The organism is Promicromonospora sp. NPDC023987, from assembly GCF_040639055.1.
In the GTDB taxonomy this organism is placed as follows: Bacteria; Actinomycetota; Actinomycetes; order Actinomycetales; family Cellulomonadaceae; genus Promicromonospora.
Genome location: NZ_JBEZZF010000017.1, coordinates 57,894 through 71,848 on the forward strand (window position 1 = coordinate 57,894; position 13,955 = coordinate 71,848).

At 70.0% G+C, this 13,955-nt stretch carries 12 protein-coding genes; 2 read left to right on the plus strand and 10 right to left on the minus strand.

The window, feature by feature from the left end; translation table 11 throughout:
- The first annotated feature begins 150 nt into the window (after positions 1 to 150).
- On the plus strand, positions 151 to 405 hold the full coding sequence (locus AB0F40_RS10600; RefSeq protein ID WP_357466459.1) for a prevent-host-death protein: 255 nt from the start codon (positions 151 to 153) through the stop codon (positions 403 to 405).
- On the plus strand, positions 398 to 802 hold the full coding sequence (locus AB0F40_RS10605) for a type II toxin-antitoxin system VapC family toxin (protein WP_357466461.1): 405 nt from the start codon (positions 398 to 400) through the stop codon (positions 800 to 802). The genes AB0F40_RS10600 and AB0F40_RS10605 overlap by 8 nt, the downstream gene beginning before the upstream one ends.
- Before the next feature lie 74 nt (positions 803 to 876).
- On the opposite strand, the gene AB0F40_RS10610 is transcribed toward AB0F40_RS10605, so the two are convergent.
- The 10 genes from AB0F40_RS10610 to AB0F40_RS10655 form a co-directional block, all read right to left on the minus strand.
- Positions 877 to 1,731, minus strand: coding sequence for an endonuclease (locus AB0F40_RS10610; RefSeq protein WP_357466463.1), 855 nt, complete (start codon positions 1,729 to 1,731; stop codon positions 877 to 879).
- A 202-nt stretch (positions 1,732 to 1,933) separates the two neighbouring features.
- Entirely contained in the window at positions 1,934 to 3,514 is a 1,581-nt protein-coding gene (locus tag AB0F40_RS10615) for a sulfatase-like hydrolase/transferase (RefSeq protein ID WP_357466465.1), read from the minus strand.
- Between the two features lie 4 nt (positions 3,515 to 3,518).
- Positions 3,519 to 4,535, minus strand: coding sequence for an aliphatic sulfonate ABC transporter substrate-binding protein (locus tag AB0F40_RS10620; protein WP_357466467.1), 1,017 nt, complete (start codon positions 4,533 to 4,535; stop codon positions 3,519 to 3,521).
- A gap of 72 nt (positions 4,536 to 4,607) precedes the next feature.
- Entirely contained in the window at positions 4,608 to 5,417 is an 810-nt protein-coding gene (locus tag AB0F40_RS10625) for an ABC transporter ATP-binding protein (RefSeq protein ID WP_357466469.1), read from the minus strand.
- On the minus strand, positions 5,414 to 6,226 hold the full coding sequence (locus tag AB0F40_RS10630; RefSeq protein WP_357466471.1) for an ABC transporter permease: 813 nt from the start codon (positions 6,224 to 6,226) through the stop codon (positions 5,414 to 5,416). Before AB0F40_RS10630 ends, AB0F40_RS10625 begins: the two co-directional genes overlap by 4 nt.
- A complete protein-coding gene (locus AB0F40_RS10635) occupies positions 6,223 to 7,494 on the minus strand; it encodes an ROK family transcriptional regulator (protein WP_357466473.1) in 1,272 nt (423 codons plus the stop codon). The genes AB0F40_RS10630 and AB0F40_RS10635 overlap by 4 nt, the downstream gene beginning before the upstream one ends.
- 164 nt (positions 7,495 to 7,658) lie before the next feature.
- A complete protein-coding gene (locus AB0F40_RS10640; RefSeq protein ID WP_357466475.1) occupies positions 7,659 to 9,962 on the minus strand; it encodes a family 43 glycosylhydrolase in 2,304 nt (767 codons plus the stop codon).
- A gap of 729 nt (positions 9,963 to 10,691) precedes the next feature.
- The gene (locus tag AB0F40_RS10645) at positions 10,692 to 11,561 is read right to left on the minus strand and encodes a carbohydrate ABC transporter permease (protein WP_357466477.1); all 870 of its coding nucleotides are present in this window, start codon (positions 11,559 to 11,561) and stop codon (positions 10,692 to 10,694) included.
- Between the two features lie 2 nt (positions 11,562 to 11,563).
- Positions 11,564 to 12,511, minus strand: a complete 948-nt coding sequence (locus AB0F40_RS10650) for a sugar ABC transporter permease (RefSeq protein ID WP_357466479.1) — start codon at positions 12,509 to 12,511, stop codon at positions 11,564 to 11,566.
- The gene (locus AB0F40_RS10655) at positions 12,508 to 13,884 is read right to left on the minus strand and encodes a sugar ABC transporter substrate-binding protein (RefSeq protein ID WP_357466481.1); all 1,377 of its coding nucleotides are present in this window, start codon (positions 13,882 to 13,884) and stop codon (positions 12,508 to 12,510) included. Before AB0F40_RS10655 ends, AB0F40_RS10650 begins: the two co-directional genes overlap by 4 nt.
- Positions 13,885 to 13,955 lie beyond the last annotated feature (71 nt).

A 13,955-nucleotide genomic window follows, 5' to 3' on the forward strand; every position in this document is an offset into this window, starting at 1 on the left:
AGTCGTCCACCCGGTGCTCTGCCTTCGCTGAGCGGCGGCAACCCGTCGTCACCAGGATAGAGAGCGCACCCGCTCAGGGCCAGAGACGCGCGACCAGGCCGAGTGTCAGGTGACACTCCAGGCGTAGCACGCGGTGCTACAGTGGGTGGCATGGCAGAGCAGATCAGCCAGCGAGAGCTGCGCAACGACAGCGGGCGCATCATGCGTGCCCTCGACGAGGGCTATACCTTCATCGTGAGCCGCAACGGGCACCCTGTCGGCGAGCTGCGCCCGCTGCGCCGTCAGCGATTCATCACCGCCCAGGCCGCCGTGGAGATGTACCGTCACGCACCGCAGCTCGACTGGGACTCAGTTCGAGCCGACATCGATGAGTATGTGGACCAGGACATCGAGCCTCGTGGCTGAGCGCCTGCCCCAGGGACTCCTCGACACATCGGTAGTGATCGATCTGGAAGACATTCCGGCCGTCGACCTGCCGGTCGAGGTCGCGATCTGCGCGATCACGCTGGCCGAGCTCGCTGCGGCACCGGTGGCTGCCACCGACGCGGCCGAACGGGCTCGCCGCCAGGACCGGCTCCAGCGCACCGAGGCCGCGTTCGACCCGATCCCGTTCGACATCGAAGCTGCCCGCAGCTACGCCAGGGTCTACGCCGCGGTCGTAGCTCAAGGACGCAAACCCCGTCGCCGGCTCGCCGATCTGATGATCGCTTCAGTCGCGCTCACCGAGGGCCTTCCGGTGATCACGCGCAACCCGGACGACTTCATCGGGCTTGAGGACCTTATCGACGTCGCAACGGTCTGAGGCCCGGACCCGAACGTGTCAGACCCTGGTGACGCCATAGCGGCACCAGGGTCTTGACGGGCAGCCGGAGCGGGTCAACCCCAGATCGCGTCCGCCCACTCCGGGTGGTCGATGAACGGGTTCCGGTTGTGCTGGAACTGCTCGTAGATCACGTCGTTGCGGTTCGCCTCGAACGCGGAGACCGGGTCGGCGTCGTGCCAGTCGAGCAGCACCGACAGCCGGCCGTGCAGCGGGGCCGAGCCGTTGCTGACCGCGTCGTTGGGCTCCAGGTCGGCGAAGCTGTCCTCGCCCTCGTAGCGCACCGCCATGTAGAGGATCATGCGCGCGACGTCGCCCTTCACTTCGTCCCGCGGCTCGAACGAGTCCGAGTCGGTGTAGCTGCCCGGTGCGCCGCTGACCTGGCTGCCGCCGTTGTCGAAGTCCTTGTTGCCGCGAATGCTGTTGACCTGGACGTCCGTGGGGCGCAGGTGGTGCAGGTCCGTGCCCGGTCCGGTCGCCGTACCGAAGTCGCCGTGCGACTTGGCCCAGACGTGCTCCCGGTTCCAGTCGCCGACGTCGCCGCCGTTGAGGTTCTTGGCGCGCGACTCACCGCTGTACAGCAGGACCACGTTGTTCGGGTTCGCGGGGTCCTCGTCCGAGGCCTGGAGCCCCGTCCACACCTCGCTGTACGAGAGCTGGTCGCCCGCGCTGATGATGTCGTTCAGCTCCGACTTGAGCGGCTCGCCCGTCAGACCTGACGCGCTGTCGTAGTAGCCGGCGGGGACGTCGGCGGCGGTCCGCGCGGCGACGTCGTGCACGACGCCACCCCGCGCGGCGACGTCGTGCGCCGTGCCGCTCTGGGCGACCGCGCCCGGCGCCGCCAGCACACCCGCAGCGATCACGAGCGCCGACAGCCCACTCCCCCAAGCCCGTCCGAAACGTGTGCGCATTGTCGACCTCCGTGTGAGTCGGCCCGCGACCCCCGGCAGGCCACGGTGCGTCGTCCACACTGGCACGCCCGATCTCCGACCACCGGCGTCTTGCGTTAATTTCGGGTGAAATCCAGACAGACAGCGACTTTTCATCCAAGCATGACCATGCAGTTGCTGCCAGAATCAGGCCGATCCTGGCAGCAACTGCATGGTCAACTTCCTACCGCGCCGCGTAGGTCGTCTCGTCCAGGCCCGACTGGGTCGGGTCGTGGTCCACCTCCCCGACGTCGTACATGGTCGTCATCCAGTGGTAGAAGTTGTCGCCGCGGTCCCGGAGCAGCCGGTACAGCCGGCCCATCATGCGGCGCTGGACCTCCGCCAGCCCCGGGGCGTCGTACACGTTGGTGAGCTCGTGCGGGTCGGTCTCCAGGTCGTACAGCTCGTTCACCGAGTCCGGGTTGACCACCAGCTTGTACCGGTCCTCGCGCAGCATGCGCTGCGGGTACGGGAAGTGGTGCCCGTGGAACTCGCACACGATGTCCTCCTCCCACTCGACCTCGTGCCCCTCGGCCAGCGGGAGCAGGCTGCGGGAGTCGATCGCCGGCTTCGGGTCGATCCCGGCCAGCTCGAGGATCGTGGCCGTGCAGTCCAGGAGGCTCACGAACTCGGTACGCACCTGGCCCGCCGGGCCGCCCGGTACCCGCAGCAGGCCCGGCGTGCGATAGATGTCCTCGTACATCGCCGGTCCCTTGTCGTGCAGGCGGTGCGCCCCCGTGAACTCGCCGTGGTCGCACGTGAAGAACACCGCGGTGTCGTCCACCAGGCCCAGCCGCTCGAGCGCGTCCATGACGCGGCCGATCTGCTGGTCGATGAGCGTCACGTAGCCCCAGTAGACGGCGATCAGCTTGCGCGTCACCTCGATGGGCATCGTGTCGAACGTCCAGTGCGCGCTGTAGTTGGCCTGGACGGGCGGCTTGCCCTCGAAGGTCTCGGCGATCGACGCCGGCAGCTCGACGTCGGCCGGGTCGAACATGTCGAAGTACTCGTCCGGCACGATGTACGGCAGGTGGGGCCCGAAGAAGCTGAGCTCCAGGAAGAACGGTCGGGCCCCGCTGCGGTAGTCGTCGGCGTACCGCTCCAGCAGCTCGATCGTGCGGGTCGCCAGGTAGTGCTCGAACGTGGCCTCCACCGGCTGGTGCAGGCGTGCCGCGAGGAGGTTGCCCGGCCCGCCGTTGGGCAGCGTGCCGCGCACGCGGTCGCTGATCTCGTACGGCGGCAGGTCGTTGTCCCGCAGGTAGGCGAGGTAGTCCTCGTTCTCCACCGGGTTGTGCCAGCCCGGCAGGTCCGGTCCGTCGAACCCGAAGTACGCGGCGTTCTTCACCGTGCCGGCGTGCCACTTGCCCACGAGCCCGGTGTTGTACCCGTGCTCCCGCAGCGCCTCGACATAGGTGAAGGTGCCGTCGGCCAGGTCTTCCTGGTAGCCCACGTTGCGCTCGTGGTTGGCCAGCACCTGGTGCCGGAACGGTGCCTGGCCGGTGAGCAGGCTCGCGCGCGACGGCGTACAGATCGCCGTCGGCGTGTACCACCGGTCGAACCGGGTGCCCGTCCGGGCCAGCTCGTCGAGCACCGGGGTGGAAGCGTGCGAGTTGCCGTAGGCACCCAGCGTGTCCGCCCGGTGCTGGTCGGTCATGAGGAACAGGACGTTCCGGCGCGGCGGCGTCGTCTCGCCCGCACCGGTCGGTGCGTCGGTCGGTGCGTCGGTCGGTGCGTCGGTCACTGCGTCGGTCGCTGCGTCTGCCACCGGGTCACTCACCCGCCTTGAGGAACAGGTCGCCCGTGTAGTACTCGGACGGGTCGACCGGCGCGTCGAGCGTGCCCGCCTCGACGAAGTACTCGTTCATGCCGGACAGCCACGTGTCGACGGTGCCGTCCTCGGTGATCTTGTCGAGCTCGGCCAGGTCGAGGACCTCGACGTTCGCGGCGTCCGCCTCGACGTCGGCCACGTCGAGGTTGTTGAAGTCGGCAGTGAGCTGGATGGCCTCGTCCATGTTCTCGGCCCGGTAGGCGATGGCCTCGCGCAGCACCTTGAGCACGGCGTCGACCTTCTCGGCGTCGTCGGCCACGACGTCGTTGCCCGCGACGAACGCCGTCGGGAAGGCGACGGTCTCCTCGAAGTCGGTGTTGTCCGCGAGCTCGACCAGGTCGGGGACCTGCTCCTTGACCGTCGCGAGCGACGGGTACCAGAAGCCGGCGGCGTCGACCTGGCCGGACGACAGCGCGGCCACGATGGCCGGCGGCTCCATCGGCACGAGCTCGACGTCCTCCTTGGTCATGCCCGCCTCCTTGAGGGCGAGCGTCAGGATCATGTCGCCCGACGTGCCCTCCGGCACCGCGACCGTCTTGCCCGCGAGGTCCTCGACGGACTCGATACCGGGCTGCGCGACGACGCGGTCGGCCCGGCCGAGCGTGTTCATCGCGACGAGCTTCGCCTGCCCGGAGGCCGGCAGCCAGAACGCGCCGGGGCCGATGTACCCGAAGTCGAGGTCACCCGTGCCGAGCGCCTGGATCTGCAGCGGCCCGTTCGTGAACGACGACGTGGTGGCGTCGACGCCGTGCTTCTCCCACAGCCCCTGGTCCTCGGCGATCGCCAGCAGGCTGGTGCCGTTGAAGTCGGGGATGTAGCCGAAGGTCACCTCGATGGAGTCGCCGCCGTCTTCACCGGCGGCACCGCCGGAGGAGCAGGCGCCAACGGACAGCACGAGAGCGAGGCCGGCGAGCGCCGCGCCGAGAGTTTTGCGGGGAAACGGCCTGGAAAATCGCATGGGGGATCCTTAGAACGGGTTATTGGGTTCTGGGTAAGGGTGGCCGGTCAGGGGGTCACCGGCGGGGCCGGGCTAGTGGCCGGCGGTCTGGTGGTAGACGGCGCGCCACACGCGGTTGCGCAGCTCGCCGAACTCGGGGCTGAGGCGCACGTCCTCGGTGCGCGGGTACGGGAGGTCGACGTCGATGACCTCGTGGATCCGGCCCGGGCGAGCGGCCATGACCACGACACGGCCGGCGAGGAACACCGCCTCGTCGACGTCGTGCGTGATGAACAGGACCGTGCGCTTCTCGGTGCTCCAGGTGTCGAGCAGCTGCTCCTGCAGGCGCACGCGGGTCAGAGCGTCCAGCGCACCGAACGGCTCGTCCATGAGCAGGATCGACGGGTTCACCGCGTAGGCGCGGGCGATGGCGCAGCGCTGCTTCATGCCGCCGGAGAGCGTCTTGGGCAGCGCGTCCGCGAACTGCTCCAGGCCGACGAGCCGCACGTAGTGCTCGGCGCGCTCCCTGCGTTCGGCGGCGGGCAGGCCGGCCACCTTGAGGCCGAACTCGACGTTCTTGCGCACGGTCAGCCACGGGAACAGCGCGTACTGCTGGAAGATGACGCCGCGCTCCGGGCCGGGGCCGGTCACCCCGTTGCCGTCGACGAGCACCTCGCCCGACGTCGGCGTCTCCAGGCCCGCGACGATGTTCATCAGGGTGGACTTGCCGCAGCCCGACGGGCCGACGACGGTCACGAACTCGTTGTCGGCGACGTCGAGGGAGACCCTGTCGAGCGCGACGAACTCCTCGTCCTTGAGCGCGAAGGTCTTGCGCGTGTCCCGTACGGAGATCTTCGCGTCGTCGGTCATGGTCCTCGGTGTCTCCTGCGTGGTGGTGGTCATCGTCGCTCCTGCCATCCGGTGAGCCTGGTCTCCGCCAGCAGCAGCAGCCGGTCCATCGCCAGGCCGAGGATGCCGATGACGACGATGCTGACGAAGATCGTCGCGAGGTCGTAGTAGGTCTGGGCCTGCTGCATGCGGAACCCGAGGCCCGCCTGCGCGGCGAGCAGCTCCGCTGCCACGAGGGTGGCCCACGCCGAGCCGAGGCCCACGCGCATGCCGACGAGGATGAACGGCGACGACGCCGGCACCACGACGCGCAGAAAGATCGTGCCGTCCTTCGCGCCGAGCACCCGGGCCGCGTTGATGAGTGTCCGGTCCACGCTGACCACGCCCTGGTACGTCGAGATGACGCACGCCAGGAAGGCCGCCAGGAAGATGACGAACACCTTCGGCAGCTCGCCGATGCCCATCAGCACCAGCACGAGCGGCAGCAGCGCGAGCGGCGGGATGGTGCGGAAGAACTGGATCCACGGCTCGAACAGGCCACGGGCGGGCGTGTACCAGCCCATGAGGAACCCGACGGGCACCGCTGCGGCCGAGCCGAGCAGGAACCCGGCCAGGACGCGGCCGAGGCTGGCCGTCAGGTCCTCCATCAGGGTGCCGTCGCTCCACAGCTCGATGCCCTTGACGAGCACCTCTGGCGGCGTCGGGAGCTGGAGCCCGCTGAGGGCCAGCACCCACCAGATCCCGATCCCGCCCACTACCGAGACGGTGTTGAGGACCAGCAGGGTTGTTCGTTTCCCAGCGCGACGACGGGGTGGTGACCCGTTCTTGGTCGGGGTGGGAGTCGACACGGTCGACGCTGTCACAGGGCTCTCCTCATACGTGCGTGCAGAGTTTCGGGCGGGGCCCCGGGTCGTGGCGCGCGCAGCTCTCCGGGGGCATCGGTGGTCTCCGGCTCGGGGTATCCGGCCAGCAGCGGCGAAAGATGGAAGGCGGCGGCGAGCGCGCCGAGCGCGCCGTCGGTGTCGCGCAGGCGCCCGGCGCGGACCACCAGCGAGTCGCCGGTGGGCAGCGGGTGCAGCTCGTAGCGCAGGGTCGCGGCGGCCTGCTCGACGATCACGGGGGCGACGCGCGTGATCTCGCCGCCGATCACTATCTCGTCCGGGTCGAGGGTCAGGGCCGCCATGCCGAGCACCCGCCCGACGGTCGCGCCGACGTCGCGCAGCACGCCCTCGACCACCGGGTCGCTAGTAGCCACGGCCGCGGCCAGGTCGTCAAGGGTGTCGACCTCGACGCCCTTCTCGCGGCAGGCGGCGAGGACCGCATGGACCGACGCGACGGTCTCGAGGCAGCCGCGCTTGCCGCAGCGGCACTTGGTGCCCGCCGGGTCGACGGAGACGTGGCCCAGCTCGCCGGCATACCCGTGCGCCCCCGTGCCGATCCGCCCGCCGACGACGAGCCCGCCGCCCACGCCGTCCGACAGGCGCACGTACAGCAGGTCGCGCGCGCCCTCGGGCTGCGACACCGCCTCCGCGAGCGCCGCCAGGCGGGTGTTGTTGTCGACGACGACGGGCGCGCCGAACCGCTCGGCGAACGCGGCGTGCACGTCGTCGGGCGCCGTACGACGCACCCAGGGCACCTGTTCGCTGTCGGGGCGCCGGCCGCCGTGCGGTCCGGCGACACCGATGCCGACCGCCTGGAGCTCCCCGAAGTGGAGCCCGTGCTCGCGGGCGAGCCGGTCGATGAGCCCGAAGGCGAGCTCTAGGCGTTCGGACCCCACGGTGTCGTCGTCGTAGTGCTCGACGCCGGAGGCGACCGTCTCGCGCGTCGCGTCGGCGACCGCGGCACGGACGCGCCGGTGCCCGAAGTCGACGCCGAGGTACTGGCCGGAGCCGGGGTCGAGCGCCAGCCGTTCGGCGGGCCGGCCGCTGCCCCTGCGGGTGGCGGCGTCGGTGTCGAGCACCACGATGGCGCCGCGCCGCAGGAGCTCCGCGGTGGTCTCGGAGAGGGTGGTCCTGGAGAGCCCCACGCGCCGGGCGAGCTCGGCGCGGCTCAGTGGTCCGTCGCGCAGTGCGCCGAGAACGCGGCCTTCATGGGCGCGTCTCGCGGTACTTCCGGGTGTCGTCGTCGACATACGAGTGACCATAAGGACCGCTGAATTTTTCCGTCAACAACCCGGCAGAAAACCTGATCAATTACGCCGCATCCGAACAGAACCTCACCCTCTTCTCGTTGAGTGCTGGCTATTTGTGGGTCGAGGCCTCCTGAACCGACACATAGCCAGCACTCAACGAAGGGTTATGGCATGGCGTACGTGCGGACGTAGTCGAATCTCGCCGTGGCGCCCGGGGTGTTCATCGCTACCAGCCCGATGCGGAGGTCCTTGTCGTTCGGCAGGGTCCAGACGCCGCCCCACCGCCACGTCTCCCCGTCGGTGCTGGACGCCATGCGCACCTCCTGCTCACCGTTCACGGCGTCCTCCCGGGCGTACAGCCGCAGCCACGTGGTCTCGCCCGGCGCGGCGCCCCACATCGGGGCGGCGTCCACCGCCGTCGGCGGCGTGGTGGTCGGGCGCGGACCCTCCTTGGTGAACTCCACCTGCTGCGAGACGCTCCCCGGCTTGCGGGCGAGCCCGATCTGGGAGTGCACCAGCTTCACGAACTGGTCGTCGCCTCCGTACAGGACCAGGCCGGCCTGCTTGTTCACCCCGACGCCGTCGAGCTCCAGCTTGGTCTCGACCAGGTAGTCCCCCTCGGGCGCGTCGCGGGTCAGCACGGACGCCGAGTTGGTGCCGAGGTACAGCTCGGCCCGCTGGGTCGGCCAGGCGAACGCGCCGTCTTCGAGGCGGACGCCGTCGGCCGGGCCCCGTACCCAGGACCAGGCCGATCCGTCCTCGCCGGGCATGACGCCGTCGAACTCGTCCGAGCTCCCGGGCAGCAGCGCGCCCGGCTCGGGGTCGGCGACCCGTTCGGTCACCGGCTGGGCCGCGGGGACGAGGCTGATGTTGTCGGCGTCGGCGCCGCCGCGGGCGGTCACACCGACGGGTGCCTCGGTCGCGCGCCCCGTGCCGCCGGCCGGCTGGGCTGCCGCCGTCGGGGTCGCCGCGGTCAGGGTCGCCGTGCCGAGCGGCTCGTTCAGGTTGTCGGCGGAGACGGTCGCGGTGAACGTGCCGGCGTCGACGTCGCGGTCGAGCGTGACGACGTTCCAGTCGGCGTACGGGAAGTTCTCCGGCAGGGCGGTGGCGGTCCGCACGGTGCGGCCCCCGCGCCCGGCCTCGAGCCGCAGCTCGCCCGTGCCGCGATCGACCCAGGCGACGGCACGGCGCACACCCTCGCCGAGGACGAGCCCGGCAGCGCCGCCGGCGTCGGTCACCCGCAGGTCTGCCTGGGCACGCAGGTCGCCGTCGGCCCCAGCGGTGCTCGCGAGGGACGACCCGGCGAGGTGCACGTACGGGCCCGCGTCCGTCTCCTCGGCGACGGTGACGTCGCCGTCGGCGGACCAGCCGTCGAGGGAGCCGCCGGCGAACGTGGTGCTGACCGCGCCGGAGGTCGCCGGGGCGGGCTGCGGCCCCGACGACGGTCCGGCGCCCGCGTTCACGACCGGCCAGCCGTCGATCCAGTCGAGCCGGTCGATCATGAGCGGCCGCTTCGACAGATTCAGCGTGCCGTTCCGGGTGTCGACCGGCGGGAAGTCCGGGTCGTCCGTCGGGATCGCGTGGTAGGCCATCCAGTCCTGGCCGGCCAGGTCGGTCAGCACCGAGTGGTGGCCGGGCCCGGCGAACCCGTTGCCGCTCGACGTCAGCACGTAGCCGCCCTTGGTCGACTCGGCCATCAGGTCCACTCCGTCGTCGTCCAGGAACGGTCCGCGCGGGCTCTCGCTGCGGCCCACCTTGACGGTGTACCCGCTGAACGCCCCGTCGCAGCAGCCCGCGTCGGAGTACATCAGGTAGTAGAGGTCGTCGTGGCGCACCATGAACGCGCCCTCCATGCGACGGCCCTGCGCGACCTGGGTGACCGGGCCGGTGAGCTCTTCGGCGCCGGGGGTGAGCTCCGAGACGCAGACGACGTCGTAGCTGCCCCAGTACAGGTAGAGGGTGCCGTCGTCGTCGGTGAACAGGGCCTGGTCGATGTTGCCCGTCGGACAGCCCGCGACCTGCGCGGACGGCACCAGCAGCCGGTCGCGGTGCGCCCACGGGCCGGTCGGCGTCGGCGCCGTGGCCACTGCGAGGCCGCCCGTGGAGAGGCCGTAGGTCAGCAGATATTCGCCGTCGACGTAGCGGATGTCCGGCGCCCAGGCGCGGGAGTTCGACCGCCAGGTGGACGGCACGTCGTCTGCGTCGATCACCTCACCCGCGTATTCCCAGTGCGCCAGGTCCTCGGAGCGCAGGATCGGCAGGATCCGCTCCCCCGGCTCGCCCGCGCTGTTGAACACCGGGTTCTGCGTGCCGTAGGCGTACCAGGCGCCGTCCTTGCCACGGATCACGGCAGGGTCCGGGAAGGTGTCGGTGACCCCTGCGCTGACCGGGTTCGTGTAGGTGCTGCCGTCGGTGGTCGGTGCGGGGGCGGGCGGGACGTCAGCGCCTACGCCCTGGGCGGAGACCATCCCCGACGCCAGGACCGCCGCCGCGACCACCGCGACCCAGCCGGTCCGGACCGGTCCGCGGGGGCGACGTCGCGCCGTGCTGGGTCGACCTGAGCTCCATCGATCTGATCTCCATTGATCTGATCCGAAACGCATGAGGGCAGGCTCCTCTCGAACGGTGCCGCCGAGCAGTCGCGCGACGGCGGGCCGGCGCCCCGTGACAGGACGCCCAGGCTCCGCCCCTCATCGAAGGAGCCCTGAGTTCTTCCGGCAACTACCCGACAAAAAACATCGGACACTTAACTGCCACCCACCCCTGGCACCGCCCCCCCCACCCGTGGCACCACCCCCGGCCCCCCGGCCGCGGACCGCTGCCGCCGCCGAACCACTCCTGACCGAGGTTCAGCAGGCTCCAGGGGACCACTCAGCGTCCGATAGCGGTCGCCTGGCGCCTGCTGAACACGAATCAGTCATGCTCGCCGCCGACTCCGGAGCACGAATGTCCAGGGACGCCATTCGGCCGTACTCAGCTTGCGGTTCGGCGACCAGGCGCCGAGTGGGCTCACGACCAACTTGCGGTTCGGCACCGCACACGCCGCAGCCCAGCGATCTGGCCCGAAACTCACCGGAGTTCCGGGCCAGATCGCTGGGCTGGCGGGGCCAACGCGGGCCAGCGCGGGCCAACGCGGGCCAGCGCGGGCCAACGCGGGCCAGCGCGGGCCAGCGGGAGCGCGCGGGCTCCGCGCCGGCCTACTTGATCGCGCCCATCGACAGGCCACGGACCAGCTGCTTCTGCGCGATCCAGCCCGCGAGGATCACGGGGAGGGACGCGAGCAGCGCCGCCGCGCACAGCCGGGCGAGGAACAGGCCCTCGCTCGTCATGGTCGACACGATGAGCACCGGGACGGTCGCCGCCTGGGACGCCGTCAGGTTGAGCGCGAAGAAGAACTCGTTCCACGCGAAGATCACGCAGATGAGCGCCGTCGCCGCGATACCGGGCGCCACCATCGGCAGCAGCACGGACCGCATGGTCCGCATCAGCCCGGCGCCGTCGATGGCCGCCGCCTCGAGCACCTCGCCGGGGACCTCGATGAAGAACGACCGCATCATCCACACCGCGATCGGCAGGTTCATCGCGGTGTACAGCACCACGAGCGTCCAGATGTTGTCGAGCACCTTGAGCTGGCCGGCTATCACGTAGATCGGCACGATGACGGCGACGACCGGCAGCATCTTGGTGGAGATGAAGAAGAACAGCACGTCGCTGACCTTCTGCACCGGCCGGATCGAGAGCGCGTACGCGGCGGGGACGCCGAGCAGCAGCACCAGGACCGTGGAGACACCGGTGGCGATCACCGAGTTGCCCACGTAGACCATGGAGCCGCCCTCGAGCACGGCGCGGAACTGGTCGAGCGTCGGCGTGAAGAACCACGTCGGCGGGTCGGAGGCGGCCTGGTTCTCCTGCTTGAACGCCGTCATGGCCATCCAGGCGACCGGGAAGAAGAACCCGATGGCCAGGAGCCAGGTGACGGTGGTCAGGAAGCCGCCCGAGAAGCGTCGGCGGGTCTCCCGCCGGGAATCCGTCGTGCGCGGGGTAACCACGGGGGTGGCGACAGACATGGTCACTCCTTCACTTCGAAGCTACGGAAGATCAGGCGCAGCGCGGCGGAGGCCACGATGATCGTGGCGATCACGACGACGACACCCATGGCGGCGGCCTGCCCGATGTCGAACCCGAGGAACGCACGCTGGTAGATGTAGAACGGCAGGTTGGCGCTGGCCGTACCGGGCCCGCCCGCCGTCATGAGGTAGATCTGGTCGAACGTGTTGACCACGTAGATGATCCCGAGCAGCACCCCGAGCTCGATGTACCGGCGCAGGTGCGGCAGCGTGATCAGCCGGAACGTGAGCCACGAGTTGGCACCGTCGACGGAGGCCGCCTCCAGCACGTCCTTCGGCTGGGCCTGCAGACCGGCGAGCACGAGCAGCATCATGAACGGCGTCCACTGCCACACCAGCGCCATCAGGATGGCGATCACCGGGTAGGTCGACGTCCAGTCGACCGCCTCGATGCCGAACAGCCCGAGCGCCCAGTTGAACAGGCCGTAGGTCGGGTTCAGCAGCGCGATCGACCACAGCACCGACGTCGCCACCGGCATCACCAGGAACGGCGTGATGAGCATGGTGCGGGCGACGCTGCGCCCGAAGAAGGGTCGGTCCAGCAGCAGCGCGAGCACGATCCCGAGGATCATCGCCACCAGCACGCAGCCGAGGGTGATGACCACCGAGTTGAGAGCGGTCTGCCGGAACGTGGAGTCGCGCGCGATGTCGAGGTAGTTCGAGAAGCCGACGAACAGGTCGGCCTCGGGCCGCAGCAGGTTGCGCGAGTGCAGCGAGTACCAGATCGTCAGGAGGAACGGCAGCTGCGTGACGATGATGGTGAAGATCAGCGCCGGCAGCAGCGGACCACGACGGCGCCACCCTTCCGCACGGCTGATCGGCCGCGAGGATGCCGCCTTGCGCGCGTCACGGCGCGCGCCCTCGAGCCGGTCGACGGTCGTGGTGCTCATTGCCCCTCCTCTGCCTGATAGGTGTCCGCCACGGTCTCGGCGTAGCGCTGGGACTGCTCGATCGCCTCGTCCACGGTGATCTGCCCCGCGATGGCGGCCGACATCTGCTGGCCCACCCGGGTACCGAGGTCCTGGAACTCGGGGATGCCGACGAACTGGATGCCGGGGTACGGCACGTCGTGCGTCATCGTCGCCTCCTGGGTGGCTCCGTTCATCGACTCGAGGGTCGCGTCGGCGTAGGCCTGCGACACCTCGGCGTACTCGGGGATCTCGTAGGTGGACAGCCGGCTGCCGGGGGGCACCCGCTCCCAGCCGATCTCCTCGCCCACGAGCTTGATGTAGTCCTTGTCCGTCATCCAGGACACGAAGTCCCAGGCGGCGTCCTTGTGCTCGCTCGTGGACGGGATCGCCAGCGACCAGCTGTAGAGCCAGCCCGCCGACTCCGTCTCGGCGACCGGCGCGGGCACGTAGCCGACGTCGCCCGCCACCGTCGACGACGCGGGGTCCTCGACGGACGAGACCATGGAGGTCGCGTCGTACCACATGGCCGACTGGCCCTGGGAGAAGCGCGTGAGGCAGTCGCCGAAGCCCGACGTCGCCGCACCCGGCTGCCCGTAGGTCTGCAGGGTGTCGATGTACGTCTCGATGGCCTCGCGGCTCTCCGGCGAGGCCAGCGTCGCGTTCCAGTCGGCGTCGAACCAGCCGCCGCCGAACGTGTTCAGCACGGTGGTCATCGGGGCCATGTTCTCGCCCCAGCCGGCCAGGCCGCGCAGGCAGATGCCCGAGAAGTCCTGTGCCGGGTCGTGCAGCTCCCCGGCCAGCTCGCGCACCTCGTCCCACGTCGGGTTGTCGGGCATCTCGAGCCCCGCCTCCGCGAACAGGTCGGTGCGGTAGGCCAGGAACGACGACTCCCCGTAGAACGGCACGGAGTACATGTCGCCGTCACTCGAGAGCGCCTCCCGGACGCTGGGCACGAAGTCCTCGGCGTCGTACCCGTCGGTGGCCTCGATGTACGGCTGAAGGTTCTCGATCCAGCCGTTCTCCGCCCACATGGGTGTCTCGTAGTTGGAGATCATGACGACGTCGAACTCGCCGCCGCCGGTGGCGACGGACGCCGTGATCTTTGCTCGGGCCTCGTTCTCCGGCAGCGACACGAACTGCACGTCCACACCGGGGTGGGCCGCGCGGAACTCGTCCTGCAGCGAGATCGCGTCCTGCATCTGCGGGTTGGACACGATGGCCACCACTATCTGCTCGCCATCGCCGCCGCCCACGGCGCCCGCACCGGCGCAGCCGGTCAGGGCCAGCGCGACGGCGGCCGTCGCGGCCGCCAGCGTCGCTCTCACCGAAGTACCCCTCGGAGGTCGGAACATCCTCGTCCTCTCCTCGGCGCAGCATCTGCGCCGCGCTCATTTGAGAAATTCAAACTGCTCATCTGCAACCG

Excerpts from the sequence above, each read along its gene's own strand:
- AB0F40_RS10625 (WP_357466469.1), bottom strand. The coding sequence starts at position 5,417 with ATGACCACCACCACGCAGGAGACACCGAGGACCATGACCGACGACGCG.
- AB0F40_RS10620 (WP_357466467.1), bottom strand. The coding sequence starts at position 4,535 with ATGCGATTTTCCAGGCCGTTTCCCCGCAAAACTCTCGGCGCGGCGCTC.
- AB0F40_RS10645 (WP_357466477.1), bottom strand. The coding sequence starts at position 11,561 with ATGTCTGTCGCCACCCCCGTGGTTACCCCGCGCACGACGGATTCCCGG.
- AB0F40_RS10600 (WP_357466459.1), top strand. The coding sequence starts at position 151 with ATGGCAGAGCAGATCAGCCAGCGAGAGCTGCGCAACGACAGCGGGCGC.
- AB0F40_RS10655 (WP_357466481.1), bottom strand. The coding sequence starts at position 13,884 with ATGTTCCGACCTCCGAGGGGTACTTCGGTGAGAGCGACGCTGGCGGCC.
- AB0F40_RS10640 (WP_357466475.1), bottom strand. The coding sequence starts at position 9,962 with ATGGTCTCCGCCCAGGGCGTAGGCGCTGACGTCCCGCCCGCCCCCGCA.
- AB0F40_RS10635 (WP_357466473.1), bottom strand. The coding sequence starts at position 7,494 with ATGTCGACGACGACACCCGGAAGTACCGCGAGACGCGCCCATGAAGGC.
- AB0F40_RS10650 (WP_357466479.1), bottom strand. The coding sequence starts at position 12,511 with ATGAGCACCACGACCGTCGACCGGCTCGAGGGCGCGCGCCGTGACGCG.
- AB0F40_RS10610 (WP_357466463.1), bottom strand. The coding sequence starts at position 1,731 with ATGCGCACACGTTTCGGACGGGCTTGGGGGAGTGGGCTGTCGGCGCTC.